Origin of the sequence: Pseudomonas sp. B21-028, assembly GCF_024749045.1 — a bacterium.
Taxonomy (GTDB): Bacteria; Pseudomonadota; Gammaproteobacteria; order Pseudomonadales; family Pseudomonadaceae; genus Aquipseudomonas.
In genome coordinates this window covers 2532367-2550567 of sequence record NZ_CP087184.1, presented here as the reverse complement: position 1 = coordinate 2550567, position 18201 = coordinate 2532367, and the positions used below count along the sequence as shown (strand labels likewise).

The window sequence follows — 18201 nt, the reverse complement described above, 5'->3', positions numbered from 1 at the left end:
GGGTCGAGACGGACGAAAACCAGTCAAAAACGGCTACCTGCCAGCCCCTGCCGCGTCTTTTAAAGACTGGGTAACGGGCTCGTTGCACGGAAAGGTGAATAAACAAAGGCTGTCCATCGAGGACTACGCACCACCTGCCGTTGCACGTACCTCGCTGGGAGTGCGCCCATAGTGCGCTTTGAAGGCTCTGGCGAAATGCGCCTGGCTGCTGAACCCTTGCTGGTAGGCAATTTCGGCAATATCCAAGCCTCTGCTCTCCTCCCTGCTCAGCACTTGGAACGCGCGCTGCAAACGCTTTTCCAGAATGAAACGATGGGGCTGGGTATCTTCCAGCGCAAAAAGTCTCGCCAGGTGTCGCGTAGAAATACCGGTTTGTGCCGCTACCCGCTCACAACTCAATGTAGGGTCGGCTAATTGCTCAAGGATGCACTGCTTGGCGGCCAATAAGTAAGAAGCATTGAGCGCATTGATACGACGATTGCCCACCTGGCCGGCAATGATGTTGCCCAGCAGCTCAAGAGCATCGTCTTGATAGCTGTCTGCCCCCTGGCTGAGTGGCTGCTCGAAAAAACTGCCGGTGCGCTCACTCAGTGTGCGCAAGAGTAAACGCTGAGTGCCGGTATGTGCGCTGATCTTCAATGCACCATCAAAGTGGCGCAAACAGTGGGACGCAAAAACGTCCTGGGGTATATCGAAGATGAATTTATGCATCGAGCTGGAGAAACCAAACAGGTAGGGCTTGTCGGTGCGGTACACCATCAGCTCACCAGGTTCCAGCAAATGACAGGTGCCGTTTTGAAAGAAAAACGATTCACTGCCTAAGACCAGTGACACGAATATCGACTCTTTTGGCACCGTGCGAATCATTGAGCCGTCCCGCTCAATGACATGCTGGTTGCCGACAATATGGGCGACTCGCAGTCGTTCCAGACTCAGATTGTCCTCCCGTGCATTGAAGCCGGTTTCGCTGAAGGAGGAGCACTTCAACCCCACCAGTGTCGACGCGTTGTATTGCTCCCAGAATGCCACGCGCTGATCGACGGGAAGATCGTCGGTACTGGCGCGCCGGGTGTCGAGCAATGAGGGGGATCGGGTCATTTTATTATTCTCGTTTTATTGACTGCGCAGCCGCCGGAGCAAGGCGAAAACATGGGGCGTGCAGAGCTTCATTAACAGCTACCCCAAGCGCGCTGTCAATCAATGGCTGGAGCAAAGGTACGGCGACCGTAAATGTAAAAGATATCTGTCCGATGCGGACAACAATGACGTCTGTTTCGATCAAACCGCCTCGCCTTTCCCGCCTTAGAGTGGCCTCCGTATTCCAACAATCAGAGGCCCAACATGCCCGAATTAGCCAGCAACGAATTTTGGAAAGACCTGCAGCCCATCGCGAACTGCTTCAAGCCCGACGCCAAGCCTGAGGTTTACCTGCCCAACGCCGCCAGTGATGATTTGCGGCTCTACGTTCCCTTCACCGAGACCGTTTCTTCACGCCCGTTGTGGATCTCTCCCAGCGAAAACCGTTGGTGCGACATTTTGATGTCCAGCCGTGCCGGCCTGGTCAACCGTCATTACCACCCGCACGAAGTGTTCGCTTATACGCTCTCGGGCAAGTGGGGATACCTGGAACACGAGTGGACCGCCACCGCTGGCGACTTCGTCTATGAGACGCCCGGTGAAGGCCACACCTTGGTGGCCTACGAACATGAAGAACCGATGCGCGTTTTCTTCATCGTCAAGGGGCCGCTGATCTGGCTCGACGATCAAGGCGAGTCCACCGGCTATTTCGACGTGCATTCCTACATTGCCCTGTGCCGTGAACATTACGAAAAGGTCGGTCTGGGCGCTGACGCTGTGGATCGCCTGTTCCGTTAAACCCCGCGCTACGGAGAAACCACCATGGCTCACAACAATAATAAAGCCAGTTATGAAAATACCCTGCTCTGCGTGTTGTTCCTGACGTTTGGTTTTGTGTTTTTCGACCGTCTGGCGCTGTCCTTCCTGTTTCCGTTCATGGCTGATGAGCTCCAACTGAGCAATAGCCATCTCGGCATGTTGTCTTCGGTGCTGGCATTGGCCTGGGCGATTTCCGGCACGCTGGTGGGTGCCTGGTCAGACCGTCGGGGCGTACGCAAGCCGCTCTTGATTGTGGCGGTCATCCTGTTTTCCCTGTGCTCAGCGCTCTCGGGGCTGGTTTCAGGTTTCCTCAGTCTGTTGCTGTTTCGCGGCATCATGGGGTTGGCCGAGGGGCCCATCCTGCCGTTGTCCCAATCGATGATGGTCGAAGCGTCATCGCCGCATCGGCGCGGCCTGAACATGGGCTTGCTGCAAGGATCGGCGGCAGGCCTGCTGGGTGCGGTGATTGGCCCTCCGGTCCTGATCGCTTTGGCCGAGGCCTATGGTTGGCGGCATGCCTTCATCGTGTCGCTGCTGCCTGGCCTGTTGATCGCCTGGCTCATCTGGCGTTACGTGCGCCAGGATGAGCCACGCCCAGCTCCAGTGAGTAACGCCCAACCCACCGGGCATCGTCTGGCGTTGCTTAAAAGCCGCAACATCGTGCTGTGCACGTTGATCAGTTGCGTGTTTTTAACCTGGTTCGTCATCCTGATCTCTTTCACTCCGACGTTCCTTGTCAGTGTCCGCGGCTACAGCGCGCCGAGCATGGGCACGATCATGAGCTGCCTGGGTGCCGCCTGGGTCATCTGGGGATTTGTTGTACCCAGCATTTCCGACCGAATCGGCCGACGCCCGACCCTGGTGCTGTTTTCGCTGATCGCCGCGTGTTGTCCGATAGCGCTCCTGTACGCCCCTTCCCCTATGGTGCTCGGCGTTCTGATGGTGCTCACCTTCACCGGGCTTGGCTGCTTCACACTCTTCATGTCGACCATTCCGGCCGAAACAGTCCCGCGTGAAGTGATGGCTACGGCACTGGGCATGATCATGGGCGTTGGAGAGCTGGTGGGAGGCTTCGTGGCGCCGACCGTCGCCGGATTCGCCGCAGATCAGTTCGGACTGTCGATTGTGATGTGGATTTCCTGCGGCGGCGCCTTGCTGGCGGGGGGACTGTCGCTGCTGCTCAAGGAAACGGCGCCCGCCGTACTCGAGCGCCGATCACGCGTGCGCTCAGTGGCCCAGGGACATTCGCTGTAAACACTCAATGACGGAAGTCGCGGTGATCCAAGCTCACTGACACCGCTCGCTCCGTCTGCTCATCACAACAACAATAAAAATGAGTTCCTGACCATGAACCCGATCATTCGTTTGTCCGCGTTTTTGCTCTTGGCGTTTGCGTATCCCCACGTTTGGGCACAGGACCGTGAAGGTCCGTTGGCTGATCTGGGCGAGCATTTGGCCGGCTACGGCATCCAGCCCCATGTGCAGTTCACCAGTCTGGCAATGAAAAACCTCGACACTGGACCTCGCCCCTACAGCTTTGGTAACAGCGGTGATCTTTACATCGGTGCGGACATCAATCTGGCCACACTCGGTGGTCTCGAGGGTGCAGCCGTGCACTTCGAACAAACCGTATTCATCCTCGACAAAGGCACTGGCGTACCTACGTCGGGTAACTGGCAAGGCGCCGCCGGCAGTTATTTTGCCGGCGCTCCCCTGCACAATGACATCGCCAGCAACCAGTTGAGTGTCTTGACGTTCGAGCAGAAAGCATTCGACGACCAACTCGATATGCACATCGGACGTACGAACGGCCGGCGGTACTTCTACGTCTATAACTGCGAAACGACCGTCACCTGTAACGATCCGATCCTGGACGCATCCAGCGGTATGTTGCCGCCGCCCTTCGGCGCGTGGGGCGGGTACCTGAAATATCAAGTGAACCCTCGCCTCTATGTGCATGCGGGTGCGTTCGAGTCCAACCCGGTGGATTACCTGAAAGAGCGCAAGGGCCTGGACTTCAGCACCGATGACGCGAGCGGCACAAGTTTCTTGCTGGGAATTGGCAGCAAACCCGGCGACGACACCACCCAATACGAACTCAATGCCTATTTCAACTCGTCCAAGCAGGTCGATCCGTTGACCGGCGCCAGCGACCACGGCACCGCCGGTGGCTTCTTCAAGTTTCGCCAGACGTTGTGGCGCGGTGGGCAACAAGGCTTGCAAGCCTTCGGTTCACTGTCAGCGGCTGCCGATGAAAAACAACCCTTCAGCCATTTCGCCGAAGCAGGCCTGACCTACCTGGCGCCTTTTGATCGAGCCCAGGACAAGCTCAACTTCAAAACCAGCTACCTGCAGGTCAATTCTCACCAGTTGCAGTTCCAACAACGCCTGCGCATTGCCGCCGGTGGCGATCCCGAACTGGGCGAGCGCAATGTCTATGCCCTGGAAGCCAACGGCCATTTTGCCTTGACCCGCCATTTGGCTATCGAACCCAGCATCCAGTACGTGATCAACCCGGACAACTACTACAACCCGGGCGCGACGCAATTGAGCAACAACGGTTTTGTGGTTGGCCTGCAAGTGATGCTGGATATCGGCTCGGTACTGGGCCTGTGAGCGCATCACATAACCGTACGGCGAAGCTGTGTTACTGACCTTAAGAGGCAAATGATGACTATGTTTACCAGCAATCTGTTTGAAGGCAAGGTCGCGCTCGTCAGCGGCGGGACCTCGGGGATCGGCCAGGCAACCGCCGAATATTTAGCGCGGCACGGCGCCAGAGTCATAGCGATTGGCCTGGGCGCCGACGCTACCGTCGTCGCCGATGGGGTTCAGCTTGATCTACGAGAAGTTAACGTCACCGACGACGAGGCGCTCAAAAGCGTAATCCAAAGCCTCGACCGCCTCGACATTCTGGTACCTGCCGCTGGCGGCACGCTAGGGGAAAAAGAGATGGAATGGGAGGCCTTCAACCAGGTGTTGTCGGTTCAACTCAACGCCGTCTACCGGCTCATCAACCTGGCGTATCCGCTACTGGCGAAGCAAGGCGGATCGATCATCAACATCGCGTCGATGTTCTCCTACTTCGGCGGCGGCAAACTCGTGGCCTATTCGGCGGCGAAGGGGGCAATCGTGCAGATTACCAAATCCCTCGCCGAGGCCTACGCCCCCGATAACATTCGTGTCAATGCCGTGGCGCCGGGATGGATCACCACCCCGCTGCTGGCGAAAATCGACGATCAACCGAGGATAGACCGCCTGCTGTCTCGCACGCCCATGAAACGTTTTGGCAGTGCTGAAGAAGTCGCCAAGGTGATAGCCTTCCTGGCTTCAGATGGTGCTTCATTCGTGAACGGCGTGGTGCTGCCGGTTGATGGTGGTTATCTCACCACTGCCATCTGAACCCAACCGGCAGCAATCTGTTAAAAGCGCTTCTTTCGAGGCGCCTCTATACCCGAGACAGATTAAAAAGCCGGAATGATTTTCTGCCGCTGCTCGCCCAAACCCTCAATCCACAAGTGGATCTCATCGCCAGGACGAAGCCATTGCGGTTGTGGTTTCATTCCCATTCCCACCCCCGGCGGCGTGCCGGTGCAAATCACATCACCGGGTTGCAATGTCATGTACCGGCTGCAATACGCGACGACTTGAGCGACAGAAAAAATCATCGTTCTCGAATGGCCGGTCTGACGTCGCTCGCCGTTGACATCAAGCCACATATTCAGGTTTTGCGGATCCGGGATCTCATCACGGGTCACCAGCCAAGGCCCGATCGGACCGAACGTGTCGCAGCCCTTGCCTTTATCCCATTGAGAACTTTGCATCTGGAAAGCCCGCTCGGATACATCGTTCACCACGCAGTAGCCGGCAACGTAGCTTAGGGCGTCGGCCTCGGACACGTATCTGGCTTCACTGCCTATCACCACGCCCAACTCAAGCTCCCAATCCAACCGAGTGGAGCCAAGAGGCTGGAGAATTTCGTCATCAGGTCCGTTCAGACAACTGATTGCTTTTTGAAAGATGATGGGTTCCACAGGAATCGCCATACCGGACTCTTCGGCGTGATCGCGATAATTGAGCCCGATGGCAATGAATTTACGCACATGGGCGACGGGAACACCATAGCGAACGCCCTCCTCGACCAGCGGCAACCGCGCGATATCCAGCGTCGATAATTGTGCAAGCACCGAAGGCGCCAGAACGTCAGCATCAATGTCGGTCACATGCCCGGAGAGATCGCGAATTCGCCCCTCAGCATCTATCACTCCTGGACGCTCGCTACCTCGCGGACCAAAACGGCACAGCTTCATATTTGCCTCCACTGTTTTTAGAATAAAGGTAAACCTGCGAAATCGCGGGCTATATTCTTGAGCCGTTGCAAGGCCGTTCGGCCAGACCCGCTTGAGTAAATTCATCTTATGACATAAAATATATTTTTTGCAACAAACAATATTTTACTTGGAAGCAGGCCCCACAACATGCTTGAACGTCCCGCTCAAAGCCTTACCCAGGCCACCTATGAGCGTCTGCGCAGAGATGTCTTATCCTGCGCTTTACGCCCTGGAAACAGAGTCAACGTCAAAGAGCTGGCCGAGCGCTATGAAGCAAGCGCCGGAGCGGTGAGAGAGGCGCTCTCTCGTCTGGTTGCCGAGGACCTGATCATTGCCGAACCTCAGAAAGGCTTTCGCATTTCTGCCGTCTCACTGGCAAATCTGAATGACCTCACACTGGCCCGAATGGAAATTGAAGCAAGTTGCCTTCGTCATTCTTTGGAAAACGGCAATCTTGCATGGGAGGCCAGATTGGTTTCGGCTCATCACTGTCTTTCTAGAACCTCGGGACCACAGGCCGATGATCTCTATAAAGCCGATGACTGGGCTGCCGCGCATACCACATTTCATGAGGCGCTGGTCAGCGCCTGCCCTAACACCTGGCTGTTGCGAATACGCTCGATGTTGTTCGAACAGACGGCCCGCTATCGCGCAATGTCAATCGTCTTGAGCGCCAGGGATAGGGATATCGACGCTGAACACCAGGCATTGTTCGATGCAGCCTTGGCCAGGGATGCGACTAAAGCGAGTGAGCTATTGAAAGATCATATCCAGACCACGTCCGCTATGCTGATCGAGGGACTTCAAGCCGCCCAGGAACTGACAGATCAAGCATGATGCGCACCGCCGCCATCCGACATCGTGCAATCCACTCATATTGATTGGATTGCAATGAAAGTCGATCGATAGCAAACGGTCTTATTGCCGGCGGCACTCCAGAATAGCTCCTCCAAACCAAGAGGAGTCGGTATGAAAAAATCATTGATGGCCACAGGCATGCTTGCGCTTTCGTTACTAGCCGCTGGCGCACAAGCCCAAGAGTTCAAGGTGCAGAGCAGTAGTGTCCTGGACGGGCATCTGCAACAGAACCAATTCGCCAATGTATTCGGTTGCAGCGGCAAGAATCTCTCTCCGCAAGTATCCTGGAGCGGTGCGCCGCAGGGGACCAAAAGTTTTGTGGTAACTATGTACGATCCCGATGCGCCTACGGGCTCTGGCTGGTGGCACTGGGTGCTGGCTAACGTGCCCGGAACGGTCAATGAACTGAAGGAAGGCGCTGACAGTGCAGGTGGTAAACTGCCCGCCGGTACGCTTCAAGTTCGGGGCGACACTGGTATGCCCGGCTATCTCGGTGCTTGCCCGCCTGAAGGGCAGACGCATAACTACGTGATCACCGTATACGCCATGAAAGCCGAGAAATTGGAGTTGCCGGCAACGGTCACACCGGCAATGCTTGGCTTCATGGTACCGAGTGGCTCGCTTGCCAAAGCCACGCTCATGGTGAAAGGCGGCCGCTGATGTCAGTAACGAACGCTTATGACGCTCTGCGCATTACCAATCGACCTGGGGTCGGTACGGCAGGCATCGTTCTTCAGCAAGGAAACCTGGAGTTCAAGCGTTTGTATATTGAAAACCCCGTCTTGATCTACGTTGAGCGGGGTTCGAAAACAGTACGGTGGCCGGGTGGCGAGTACTTGATTCGTCCAGGTGAAGCGGTAGCGGTAGCCGGGGGGCAATCCCTCGATATCACCAACCGGCTGGCGCCAGACGGAAGCTACCGAGCCCACTGGCTGGTTTGGGACGAAACGTTGATTGAGTCGACCGCCGAATCCAATGCGCATTTGGCGGTCATTCAATATGCTCACCCCATTACCCGGGACACGGCGAGTTTCGCGGCATCACTCCAGCGTGCTATCGAGGCTGTGGAAGACAATACTGTGCCAACCCTGATCGCTCGGCATCGCTTGCAAGAGCTGCTGGTGTGGATTGGCGTTAACGGCGGACGGCTTGAGCAATCGCGCACGCCGACAATGGCGGTTAAAGTCCGGCGGCTCATCGCAAGCGATCTGGCCAATGACTGGAGCGCCCACGCTGTCGCGTCCGCATTTGCAATCAGCGAGGCTACCCTACGCCGCAGGCTGGCAGAGGAAAGCACCACGTTTAGCGCACTATTGATCGATGCTCGTATGACATTAGCACTGCAACTGCTGCAATCGTCACCTCAGACGGTCATGCAAATAGCACTTTGCGTCGGCTATCAAACGCCCTCGCAGTTCGCGGTGCGCTTTCGTCACAGGTTTGGCTTCCCCCCCACTGCGGTCCGGGGCCACCGACGTGGCGCGCTTTGAGGATTCACAGGGACTTCTAACAAGTGACCACCGCAAATCCCCGCGCAGAAACACTCACTCGAGACATCGTCAGCGTCCTTAAGAAGTGAGGCCTTTCAACACGATCCTCATCCATTGCTCCAGTAAACGCTGCATCATTTCTGGGCCTGGCGGAGCTGAGTCCGCTCGCCAAATTAAGCTGAGGACGCCATTGGCTGCCGCCCACATCGAGGTAGTGGCGAGAGATGGGTCTATGCTCGGATCAATCGATCCGTCACAAATACCATCGGCAATGACGGCTTCCATTTTGCTGTTTTGGTGCCTTACCAACTCGCTTACACGCGCCAGCGCTTGCGGTTCATTGGGAGGATCGGCAAGTAGCCGGAACTCATTGGGGCGCTCAAAAGCGAATTGAAAGTAACCCTCAGCAGCCTTCTGAAGTCGCTCTAAAGGCGTCCCGGCAGCCGCATAAGCAGCATCCATGTAGACCTTGTTTTCCTCGAAGGCTCTTTCAGCCACCGCCATAAGCAATGCGGATCTTCCACCCACTCGGTTGTAGATGGTCTGCACGGCAACGTCTGCTCGTTCAGCAACGGCGTCAAGTGTCAAAGCTGCTCCTCCACCCTCCAGAATCAGGGCTTCGGCATGTTCGATAATGGCCAGCCGAGTGGCTTCGGCCTTTCGTTGGGTGCGTGTGGAAAAGCTGTTTTTTGTCATGGGGCGAGTATACATGAAGGAAATTATTGTAATACATTCCAATTTTGGAATAGCATCAAAAAAAATAAAAAGGTCTCCGCCATGATCCAACGCCTAGATGTCTCGTTTCCGTCCAGTGGCGCAAGCTGCGCCGCTTGGCTGTATTTGCCTGAAGAGCCCTCCCCGCATCCCGTGATCGTGATGGCTCACGGTCTTGGTGGCGTCCGGGAAATGCGTCTGGATGCGTTTGCCGAACGATTTTGCGAGGCCGGATATGCCTGCCTGATATTCGACTACCGATACTTCGGGGCGAGCGAAGGTGAGCCTCGACAGCTCCTGGACATAGCGAGCCAACAGCAGGACTGGCTGTCAGCCGTTTCTTATGCTCGGGCCCGGCACGAGCTGGATCCGGAAAAGGTAATATTGTGGGGATCCTCTTTCAGCGGAGGGCATGTGATTCATACCGCCGTCGCCGACGGAAAAATCGCGGCGGTCATTGCCCAATGTCCTTTCACTGACGGCCTGGCCTCTGTCTTCAAAGTCAATCCGCTGACCTTGCTTAAATTGACCCTGCTAGGCGTGGCGGACGTGGTCTGCTCAATGTTTGGTTCTGCGCCGATACAGGTCAAAATTGCCGGTTCAAAAGGCTCCGCAGCACTGATGACTTCCGCGGACGCCGAATCCGGGTACCTCGGCCTGGTGCCAGCCAATTTCCCTTTCAACAATCACGTCGCAGCTCGTTTTGCTTTGAATATCGCGTTTTATCGGCCGGGAAAGAAAACAACAAAGCTGTCATGTCCGATTTTATTCTGCATCTGCGAGGCAGATACCGTTGCCCCTGCTGGCCCGACATTGCACTACGCCAGACAAGCGACGGACGCGCAGATTCATATTTGCCAAGAAGGTCACTTCGATATTTATACCGGGGAAGCCTTTGAGCGAGTTATCGAGAAGGAGATTGCATTTCTTAGACGCAGGGTACCAGGCGACGCAATATGCTCTAACAGTGTATAGAGCCCCCTGCAAGAAACAAATACCTACTACTAGCCGCCAAAATCAATCTGATCACTGGCGTTTACGCAACGCCACCTGAAGGTATAGTCATGAACAACAAACCCACTGTCTTCATCACGGGCGCAGCCAACGGTATCGGCGCACAAACTGCATTGATGTTTTCCAAGCAGGGGTATCGCGTTGCCGCCACCGACGCAAACGAACAAGACCTGGAAAAATTAAAAAAAACGTTAGGCAGCGAGCATTTTTACCGTCAACTTGACGTTACCAGGCCGGATGACTTCGAGTTAATTCTGAAAGAGTTTGCCGCCGAAAACCGCGGCGTCATTGACATACTTATTAATAATGCAGGCATTGCTTTCATAGATAACTTTGAGAACATTTCACTTGATAAACATCTCACCTTAACCGACGTCAACGTCAAAGGGGTACTCATCGGCGCCTTCCATGCGCTTCAATATTTAGCGAAAAGCTCACAACCCACGATGATCAGCCTATGTTCTCTTAGTTCAGAATATGGAGTGCCCAGTGAGGTCTCGTATTCGGCCAGCAAGTTTTGGGTGAAGGGTTTTACTGAAGCGATGAACATCGAATGGGATCGCCACGGGATTTACGTGTGCGATGTAATGCCCAATTTTGTTGCAACACCCATGATGCGAGACTTAGACGGAAAAATTGTAAAGTCCATTGGGATCAGACTTAACGCAAATGATGTAAGCGCCACCATCTGGAAAGCCGTACAGAACCGCAAACGTATTCACTGGGAGGTCGATACTTGGCGCCCTCGGCTACTTCGCGCACTGAACAAACTGCTGCCCAAAACTCTTCGCAGATCTGCGATGAAGCACCTAAGCGGCTACTGACCACCCTCAGACACTTTCCGCCCAAATCATGATGACGCGGCGAACCGCTGCACCTTGAAACAACCGACGATATCGACTTGCAGATCGCGTTCGTCGAACCCTCGTTCCTGACCTCTGCTGTTAAATGCTTTTGACCATTCCAGAAATATAAACTCAATAAAAGGCTGACCTCGCTCAGCCTGGGAGATAACGATGACCGGTATAAATAAAAATAACATTACCGCGGCCTTGCTCTTTTTTGTGCTTTCCTGCTCGAAAGCCCATGCAGAAATCAACGAACCAATGAATACAGTAAAGCTAGGGATCGCTGACATCCACTTTCATACCCGCACAAGTGATTTAGAAGGACCACCCGGCACGACGCCACCAGGAATTACAGCGAGCATCAACAACACTCAAACCCTGGCATTAGTATACGAACGCCAACTATCCGGACCGTGGTCTATTGTCTTGCAAGGGGGCGTACCTCCAACCTTGAAAGTTGATGCGACTGGAACGGCAAAGGCACTGGGTAGAATTGCTACCGCTAAAGCTTGGTTTCCAGCTGTGATTTTGAAATACAGTTTTCAAGAGGTATATGGATTTCGTCCTTACCTAGGAGCCGGCGTAAACTATACCTTCTTTACCGATAAACACATGACCGATGCCTACACAAACGGCTTCGGCGGCACATCCAGCTCAGTCAAGCTCAGTAATAGCTGGGGTGGCGTGATGAAATTGGGCGCGGAGTATGCGCTCGATGACAACTGGGCAATTGATGTCGGCTATTCTCACTACTGGATAAAAACGAAAGCCACCATCGCTACTGAAACACCGGGCATTGGTCGAATTGAAAGAACTATTCAAGCCGAGAGTAATCCTGATGCATTTGGTTTGCTGATCGGATACAAGTTTTAGCCCTCCTAAAATCAGAAATATATTCCACAAAAGCGCTTCTCGCCCCTCCCTGTCCAGTACAGATCTATCGGTGTTTGCGCCGATTGATCTGTACTGGGTAAAGCCACCAGCGGTGCATCAACGACCGTATCGTCTCTGCACAGTCCGCGATGCAGCCTGTTGGAACAGGGACAAGATTCTGGCACGCAGCCAAGCCATCACCCGCTGCCAACCTTTCGCTTCATGCAACGCTCTCGGTGACGCCCTCAATCAGGCGTCCAGCCAGACTTGCTCGGCGAACATAAAGCCCATGAAACCGCCCAGCGGATTGCTGCCGTAGCCTTTGACGCGCTGATCGATGCCATCGATATTGCTGATGAACACCGGAATGCCAATTCCGCAGTGGCCATGCACCAGTGTCTGCATACATTTTGCCGCGTTTTGCGTCGTCGGTTTCACCGCGGGAAAGCAGCAGTAATTGGTCAAATTGCTCATTCTTCCAGGCGGATTCGTTCCAGGGCGCGCTCGACTGGAAGAACTGCGAAAACATTACGTCGGCACTCGGCCGTGGGTTGATGTTGCCGAAACTCAGCGGGTGTTTCATCCAATGATTGGACCAATAACCATCACTCGGTAGGCGATTGACGTCGAACTTGAGCCCGATCTGTTTCGCCGATTGCTGCAGGAGCACCGCCATGTCCACCGATCCGGTGGCGGCCGGTGATGCAATTAGCGGCATGGTGATGCTCTCCATGCCAGCTTTTTTTAACAAGAACTTGGCTTTGTCCGGATCGTAGGCTGTCTGTGGCAAGTCAACATTGTAGTAGCGCGCACCCGGAGAAATCGGGTGATCGTTACCGACCACGGCAAACCCTCGGAACACCGCGGACTTGATCTGCTCACGATCAAGCAGGTATTTCATTGCCAGGGTAAATTCCCCGCTTTTACCCGGCATTTGATCCTGGCGAATGATCAGGTCGGTGTAGTTGCCCGACGGCGCCGCGACCACCTGATGTTTACTGCTGGCCTTGATACGTACCGTTGAGCGCGGATTGACTTCGTTGGTGATCTGCACATCGCCCGACAGCAACGCGTTGATCCTAGAGGGTTCGTCGGCAATTCCGATGAATTCAATTTCATCCAGGTACGGCAAACCCGGCTTCCAGTAGTTAGTGTTGCGCACAGCAATGGAGCGCACACCTGGCTTGAACTCCCTGACCTTGAACGGCCCAGTACCGATTCCCTGGTTAAAGTCGGTAGTGCCTTCGGGAACGATCAGGAAGTGCGATACAGCAAGAATCGACGGCAACTCGGCATTGGGGCCGCTGAGGCGGATCTGTACTTCGGTGGGGCCCGTCGCCTTGACCTCGGTGAACTGCTCTGCCAGCGGCAGGACCTTGGAGCCGGTGACGGGGTCCTTGTGGCGCAATAGCGAAAACACCACGTCGGCGGCGGTAAGAGGCTTGCCGTTGTGAAACGTCACCTCTTTGCGCAAGGTGATCACCCAGAGCGTGGCATCGGTCGTATCGAAACGCTCGGCCAGCTCCAGTTGCGGCACCATATGGCTGTCAAAACGGGTCAGGCCGTTATAAAACATGAACTGCCGCGTATAGTCGGTAGACCCGGATCCCTTGGCAGGGTCCAGGGTATCGGCGGTGGAACTGTTCATGCCGGCGACGCGGATTCGCCCGCCCGGCTTGCCTTTTGCGGGGGCAGCACCTTCATCAGCGAGGAGCTTGCCGGCAGCGCCGAATAGACTGCCGGTCCCTGCGGCGGCGATACCGGCGACCCCCAGCATCTGCAAGGCGCTACGACGGGAAATACCACGATTGAGGCTTTCGAAGACGCGTAGGCTTTCTTGGCCGCTGATCAGTGAGGAGTCAACCTTGATGTCAGTCATGTCAGGTGTACCTGTCGAATGGAGAAGTATGAAGTGCTCCGGTTAACCGGAACGTCTTGCAAAACGCGAACGACGGTGAAGCCAACATCAAAGCAAACAGCGTAGCGCCGACAATGGGCGCCTATGGACCGCCCCGGTCTAACCTCTCACGACCGTCTACAATCAGAGGCCAACCAGCTCTGCCAACCCACCGATGTCACGGATCTTCCGGGAGTTGTAACAGGCATTGCCCGGCTGCTCGTGACAGCTCACGCGTCAGGGTGCCCATGTGGAAGTTGGTCAACGTGCAGTAGCAGTCGAACGTAATGTATTTGGGTCGAAGAAAGCTCATTGAGTGCCGTCCCGTATCACGGTTAAGGGCATGATGTATCGAACAGATACAGCTTTCCGAGCACGAGTGCACTGCTGTACCAAAAATTATTACAGCACCACTACACCATCCAAAGCTGGTTAAATTAGCGCCCCGCGCGGCACAATCTACCGTCGTCAAGTCCACTCTCAGCAGAGTTTGCGGAGCGCACCGCGCTCGGGTACGCCCTCTTTTCGATGCGCTTTTTCTGAGTGTTTTTATCGCAGCAACGGCGTTGCCTATTGCCCGTGTCGGCGCACCCGCTTAACGCACCAGGTCCTGGAATCGGTAATAAGCGCCCACCAACGGAAGAAACCACGGCGTTCCAAAATGCCCCGGGATGGCAGGCCAAGTGAAATCTCGCCAAGGGTTGAGGTCTGCACGACCATCGAGTACCTCGGCCATGATTGCGCCCATATAAGTCGCCATATGCGTTCCGTGGCCGCTGTAACCCATCGAGTAGAACAGCCCGTTGTGCTCACCGGCATGGGGCAGGCGATTACGGGTCATATCGACCATGCCACCCCAGCAATAATCGATGCGCGTACCGCTCAGTTGCGGGAAGACCTCGATCAGCGATTTCTGCAGGATGACGCCACTCTTCATGTCCGATGTGGGGTTGGAGGCCGCGAAGCGCGCACGCCCGCCGAACAGTAAACGGTTGTCCGGCGTGACTCGAAAGTAGTTGACGAAGTTTTTCGTATCGGTAGTCATGCGTCGACGCGGGACCAGGCGATCAAGCATCTCGACTGACAATGGCTCTGTGACGATGATAAAGGCGCCCACCGGCACGATGCGTCGGCGGAACCATGCCAACGGCCCCACTGCGGATGTGCCGGTGGCCAACAGCACCTGGCGGGCACGCACTTCGCCACGGGGTGTCTTGACCTGGTGCACCGTGCCTGTCTGGCGCGAGAGGCCTAGGACGGGGGCGTTTTCATAGATGCGTACGCCATGCCGGACCGCAGCCTCTGCCAAGCCTTGGCCATAACGGCCGACATGCATCCCGGCACTTTTGCTGAAGACCAGGCCGCCGAAATATCGGTCTGAACCGATCTCGCTGCTCAACTGCTCACGAGTCAGCATGTGGGTGTCAGGATCACATTCCTTCGCCATGAGTGCCTGTGATCGGGCCAGTTTGTCGTAGTGTTCAGGCTTGGCCGCGAGCTTGAGTTTGCCGACACGCTTGAAATCACACTCGATGCCCTCCTCCGCGATCAGCGACTCCACTTTGCTGACGCCTGCGTCGAACGCGTGATAAAGCATGTTGGCCCGTTCCCGACCGATAGCAGTCGACAAAGCATAATAGTCTTGGGCAAAACCGTTGTTGCACATCCCGCCGTTGCGACCGGAGGCTGCATTAGCGACAAGACCGGCCTCGAATACGGCAACGCTCGCGCCCTTTTTAGCCAAGGCTATTGCCGCAGACAAACCGGTAAAGCCGGCACCGACCACCGCCACATCAACCTCGCCACGCGGCGCTTCACGTTCGCCAGATGCAAACTTGGGGGCGGTATCAAGCCAATAAGGCTTCATCTTCATAAAGGATATCCATCATCTCAGGGTGAGTGGCTGCATCAACCGATCGACTGGTTTGAAAGGGCAAATAGACGCGCGTCAGTTCCAGCGCGCGGCTGAAGACCGCGAACCATGGGCCGTGCATGGCCAACGCAGGGCAAACCCAACTCGGTTAGCCATTGCGATAGGCCGCTTTCTTCGGTGACGTCTATGCGCACGAATCGACCTCGATGGTTGTCAGCGAGTGCGGCGATAAGGGACATGGCATCCGTCATAGCATGCGGGCCTTTGGCAATGACCGGGCCGATGACCACGCCATGCCCGAACTCCCGCACGCATGCGTAAGCCGACACACCTGCCCCGCAATCGACAACCATGACGTTTGCGCTCTCCAACAACGCATCCAGCAGCGCGGTCCGATCCCTTGCGGTGGCATCCAGATCCAACTGTCGCAGCGGCTTCTCGTCTGCGGCCTGTAATAGGCGAACGTCTTGGGAACGAGGCGAACGGTGCGGTTCAGGTTCCAGCAGCGCCTGATGTTGATTAATCTGGCTATGGGCAACGAATCCCAGCTGCGTATAGAGCGCAAGCCCCTCTTGGGTGGAATTGAGGAGCACCGTTCGCTCACCCGCCTGCTGCAACAACGCATCCATCAATGCTCGACCGATACCCCTACCCTGCATTTGCGGGTCGACGATAATCATGCCCACCGAAGCGTGGGTCACGCCCTGCGGCCACCACAATCCCGTGGCCACCAGACGACTTTCAGCTTCCACCGCGAATCCGGCCCCCAGGTCGAATGCGAAGCGCCAGTCTTCTTCCCGGTACGGCCAGCCCAATGCACGCGAAAGGCCTACGGCGAGCGGTAAGTGATCGGTACGTAGCCGCGTAAGGCGCAGCGCTCCGGTGGCTGCTTGCGCAGGCAAACCAAGCGGCGACTGGACCACTGGACTGGCGTTTTGATCGGAGAACTTCGACATAAGGACGATGCCTCTTGACTCAGATTAAGGGGGTAGAAACCAGACGATCAGAAATCCGCAACCTTGCCCCAGGCCGAAGCCTGGAAGCGGTCCGGATGATAGGGCCGAGGATCGACTATGGGGTCGGTCCCACTGACAATGTCGGCGATCAAATGACCCGCTCCCGGCGCAATGCCGAAGCCATGCCCACTGAACCCGGCGGCCAGTACCAGGCCAGGAAGGTTGGCCATTTCGCCAATACCCGGGACACCGTCCGGCGTACTGTCCACAAAACCGGCCCAGGCTGCGCTGGCCGATGACGTCTTGAGCATCGGGATCAGCTCCACCGCGCGTTTGTAAGTCAGCTCGACAGCCGAGGCGTCCACCTTCGGATCGAGAATTCGCATCCGCTCCATCGGCGTCGGTTGGTCCAGACGCCAGCGCTTCCAGCCTTCGTGACCTGAGCGAATACCCTCCAGGCCACCAGGTGCCAGGTTGCGCCATCTTCTTTGAAACATCGGCAGGAACTGCGGGGCGAAACCCAGTAGTTGTGGTGTGAGGTCAACACGGCCCCGGCCGCTGATAGCCAAGGTATAGCCACCATCGAAACGGCGGGTCATGGAGACATCCGACGTGTGAAGCGCACTCGGTAATTTCTGCCCCAGAGGTGAAATCGACATCACTGTCTGACGAATAGTGGCCTGGGGAAACCGAATGCCATACTGACGGCAAAACGAGGATGCCCAAGCGCCACCTGCGAGCACGGCGAGCCGGGTGCGGATGGTGCCATTCTCAGTGATGACCGAGGACAATCGGCCACCTTCAGCTTCGATGCCGCGCGCCGCGCAGCCCTGATGCACGGTGCCACCCAGGGCCATGATGGCGCGAGCGACCGCAGGGGCCGCACGAGGCGGGTCAGCAATACCATCAGTGGGTGCAAAACCCCACCCTTCCAATGTTTGCCGGTCACCTTGCCGCGCTCAGTGGCTTGCTGCGCGGTCAGCATGCAGGTCTTTACATCAACGGTGCGTGCAAATTCACCCCAGCGCGCCCAGCCGGCGAGCTCCTTCTCGTTGTTACTGAGATAGAGCAAGCCGCACCGCTTGAATCCCGTTTGCTCACCCGTTTGCGTGGCGAACTGCTGCCACAGCCCAAGGCTTTGTGTCGCCATTGGCAGCTCCCGGGCGTCTCGATTTTGCTGCCGGCACCAACCCCAGTTTCGACTCGATTGTTCGGCGCCGATGCGGCCCTTCTCTACCAAAACGACCTTCATGCCGCGCTTAGCCAGGTAATAGGCGGCAAAAGTGCCGATAATGCCACCGCCAATCACAACCACATCAGCTTCTGTGGGGAAATCTGGAGAAGTCTCTATCGGAAATAAAGGAGCAGGCATTTTCAGTTTATCCGTCAAATTCGATGTATTGGCGTACTTCAAATATTTACCGGCGTAACATAATTTAGCAATTTACGAT

15 protein-coding genes and 3 pseudogenes are annotated in these 18201 nt (G+C 55.9%); 10 read left to right on the top strand and 8 right to left on the bottom strand.

What is annotated here, in order from left to right; translation table 11 throughout:
• Window positions 1-123 precede the first annotated feature (123 nt).
• The gene (locus LOY35_RS11575) at window positions 124-1098 is read right to left on the bottom strand and encodes a helix-turn-helix domain-containing protein (protein WP_258632603.1); all 975 of its coding nucleotides are present in this window, start codon (window positions 1096-1098) and stop codon (window positions 124-126) included.
• Between the two features lie 243 nt (window positions 1099-1341).
• Here LOY35_RS11575 and LOY35_RS11570 point away from each other — a divergent pair, with 243 nt between their 5' ends.
• The 4 genes from LOY35_RS11570 to LOY35_RS11555 all read left to right on the top strand — a co-directional run bounded on the left by LOY35_RS11570 (window position 1342) and on the right by LOY35_RS11555 (window position 5298).
• On the top strand, window positions 1342-1875 hold the full coding sequence (locus LOY35_RS11570; protein ID WP_078732548.1) for a 2,4'-dihydroxyacetophenone dioxygenase family protein: 534 nt from the start codon (window positions 1342-1344) through the stop codon (window positions 1873-1875).
• A 24-nt stretch (window positions 1876-1899) separates the two neighbouring features.
• Window positions 1900-3150: an MFS transporter gene (locus LOY35_RS11565; RefSeq protein WP_258632600.1), complete on the top strand. Its 1251-nt coding sequence runs from the start codon at window positions 1900-1902 to the stop codon at window positions 3148-3150.
• Between the two features lie 93 nt (window positions 3151-3243).
• Entirely contained in the window at window positions 3244-4512 is a 1269-nt protein-coding gene (locus LOY35_RS11560) for a carbohydrate porin (RefSeq protein WP_258632598.1), read from the top strand.
• A 54-nt stretch (window positions 4513-4566) separates the two neighbouring features.
• Window positions 4567-5298 carry an SDR family NAD(P)-dependent oxidoreductase gene (locus LOY35_RS11555; RefSeq protein ID WP_258632596.1) on the top strand — a complete coding sequence of 244 codons (732 nt, stop codon included), beginning with the start codon at window positions 4567-4569 and terminating at the stop codon, window positions 5296-5298.
• A gap of 62 nt (window positions 5299-5360) precedes the next feature.
• On the opposite strand, the gene LOY35_RS11550 is transcribed toward LOY35_RS11555, so the two are convergent.
• On the bottom strand, window positions 5361-6206 hold the full coding sequence (locus LOY35_RS11550) for a fumarylacetoacetate hydrolase family protein (protein ID WP_258633572.1): 846 nt from the start codon (window positions 6204-6206) through the stop codon (window positions 5361-5363).
• Window positions 6207-6374: 168 nt separating this feature from the next.
• Here LOY35_RS11550 and LOY35_RS11545 point away from each other — a divergent pair, with 168 nt between their 5' ends.
• The 3 genes from LOY35_RS11545 to LOY35_RS11535 all read left to right on the top strand — a co-directional run bounded on the left by LOY35_RS11545 (window position 6375) and on the right by LOY35_RS11535 (window position 8575).
• Window positions 6375-7064, top strand: coding sequence for a GntR family transcriptional regulator (locus tag LOY35_RS11545; RefSeq protein WP_258632594.1), 690 nt, complete (start codon window positions 6375-6377; stop codon window positions 7062-7064).
• Between the two features lie 132 nt (window positions 7065-7196).
• Window positions 7197-7745: a YbhB/YbcL family Raf kinase inhibitor-like protein gene (locus LOY35_RS11540; RefSeq protein ID WP_258632593.1), complete on the top strand. Its 549-nt coding sequence runs from the start codon at window positions 7197-7199 to the stop codon at window positions 7743-7745.
• Complete coding sequence (locus LOY35_RS11535; RefSeq protein ID WP_258632591.1) at window positions 7745-8575, top strand: AraC family transcriptional regulator; 831 nt, start codon at window positions 7745-7747, stop codon at window positions 8573-8575. The genes LOY35_RS11540 and LOY35_RS11535 overlap by 1 nt, the downstream gene beginning before the upstream one ends.
• A 78-nt stretch (window positions 8576-8653) precedes the next feature.
• Here LOY35_RS11535 and LOY35_RS11530 read toward each other — a convergent pair whose 3' ends face one another.
• A complete protein-coding gene (locus LOY35_RS11530; protein ID WP_258632590.1) occupies window positions 8654-9361 on the bottom strand; it encodes a TetR/AcrR family transcriptional regulator in 708 nt (235 codons plus the stop codon).
• Between LOY35_RS11530 and LOY35_RS11525 the strand changes: the two genes are divergently transcribed.
• The 3 genes from LOY35_RS11525 to LOY35_RS11515 all read left to right on the top strand — a co-directional run bounded on the left by LOY35_RS11525 (window position 9353) and on the right by LOY35_RS11515 (window position 12024).
• Window positions 9353-10264 (top strand): alpha/beta hydrolase, encoded by a 912-nt coding sequence (locus tag LOY35_RS11525; protein WP_258632588.1) that lies wholly within the window; start codon window positions 9353-9355, stop codon window positions 10262-10264. The two genes, LOY35_RS11530 and LOY35_RS11525, sit on opposite strands and share 9 nt — an antisense overlap.
• An 89-nt stretch (window positions 10265-10353) precedes the next feature.
• Window positions 10354-11127 carry an SDR family oxidoreductase gene (locus tag LOY35_RS11520; protein WP_258632586.1) on the top strand — a complete coding sequence of 258 codons (774 nt, stop codon included), beginning with the start codon at window positions 10354-10356 and terminating at the stop codon, window positions 11125-11127.
• Between the two features lie 192 nt (window positions 11128-11319).
• The gene (locus tag LOY35_RS11515) at window positions 11320-12024 is read left to right on the top strand and encodes an OmpW family protein (protein ID WP_258632584.1); all 705 of its coding nucleotides are present in this window, start codon (window positions 11320-11322) and stop codon (window positions 12022-12024) included.
• Between the two features lie 249 nt (window positions 12025-12273).
• Here LOY35_RS11515 and LOY35_RS11510 read toward each other — a convergent pair.
• The 5 genes and pseudogenes from LOY35_RS11510 to LOY35_RS11490 form a co-directional block, all read right to left on the bottom strand.
• Window positions 12274-13903, bottom strand: a pseudogene (locus LOY35_RS11510) (ABC transporter substrate-binding protein).
• Window positions 13904-14147: 244 nt separating this feature from the next.
• Window positions 14148-14234 (bottom strand): annotated as a pseudogene (locus tag LOY35_RS11505) (haloacid dehalogenase type II); the annotation flags it as partial.
• 282 nt (window positions 14235-14516) lie between these two features.
• Window positions 14517-15794 (bottom strand): FAD-binding oxidoreductase, encoded by a 1278-nt coding sequence (locus tag LOY35_RS11500; protein ID WP_258632582.1) that lies wholly within the window; start codon window positions 15792-15794, stop codon window positions 14517-14519.
• Between the two features lie 35 nt (window positions 15795-15829).
• Window positions 15830-16750, bottom strand: a complete 921-nt coding sequence (locus LOY35_RS11495) for a GNAT family N-acetyltransferase (RefSeq protein ID WP_258632580.1) — start codon at window positions 16748-16750, stop codon at window positions 15830-15832.
• A 47-nt stretch (window positions 16751-16797) separates the two neighbouring features.
• Window positions 16798-18122 (bottom strand): annotated as a pseudogene (locus tag LOY35_RS11490) (NAD(P)/FAD-dependent oxidoreductase).
• Window positions 18123-18201: the final 79 nt, after the last annotated feature.

Coding starts and splice junctions, on each gene's coding strand:
- LOY35_RS11555 (WP_258632596.1), top strand. CDS start 4,567: ATGACTATGTTTACCAGCAATCTGTTTGAAGGCAAGGTCGCGCTCGTC.
- LOY35_RS11515 (WP_258632584.1), top strand. CDS start 11,320: ATGACCGGTATAAATAAAAATAACATTACCGCGGCCTTGCTCTTTTTT.
- LOY35_RS11535 (WP_258632591.1), top strand. CDS start 7,745: ATGTCAGTAACGAACGCTTATGACGCTCTGCGCATTACCAATCGACCT.
- LOY35_RS11550 (WP_258633572.1), bottom strand. CDS start 6,206: ATGAAGCTGTGCCGTTTTGGTCCGCGAGGTAGCGAGCGTCCAGGAGTG.
- LOY35_RS11565 (WP_258632600.1), top strand. CDS start 1,900: ATGGCTCACAACAATAATAAAGCCAGTTATGAAAATACCCTGCTCTGC.
- LOY35_RS11495 (WP_258632580.1), bottom strand. CDS start 16,750: ATGTCGAAGTTCTCCGATCAAAACGCCAGTCCAGTGGTCCAGTCGCCG.
- LOY35_RS11575 (WP_258632603.1), bottom strand. CDS start 1,098: ATGACCCGATCCCCCTCATTGCTCGACACCCGGCGCGCCAGTACCGAC.
- LOY35_RS11570 (WP_078732548.1), top strand. CDS start 1,342: ATGCCCGAATTAGCCAGCAACGAATTTTGGAAAGACCTGCAGCCCATC.
- LOY35_RS11525 (WP_258632588.1), top strand. CDS start 9,353: ATGATCCAACGCCTAGATGTCTCGTTTCCGTCCAGTGGCGCAAGCTGC.
- LOY35_RS11500 (WP_258632582.1), bottom strand. CDS start 15,794: ATGAAGATGAAGCCTTATTGGCTTGATACCGCCCCCAAGTTTGCATCT.
- LOY35_RS11540 (WP_258632593.1), top strand. CDS start 7,197: ATGAAAAAATCATTGATGGCCACAGGCATGCTTGCGCTTTCGTTACTA.
- LOY35_RS11545 (WP_258632594.1), top strand. CDS start 6,375: ATGCTTGAACGTCCCGCTCAAAGCCTTACCCAGGCCACCTATGAGCGT.
- LOY35_RS11520 (WP_258632586.1), top strand. CDS start 10,354: ATGAACAACAAACCCACTGTCTTCATCACGGGCGCAGCCAACGGTATC.
- LOY35_RS11560 (WP_258632598.1), top strand. CDS start 3,244: ATGAACCCGATCATTCGTTTGTCCGCGTTTTTGCTCTTGGCGTTTGCG.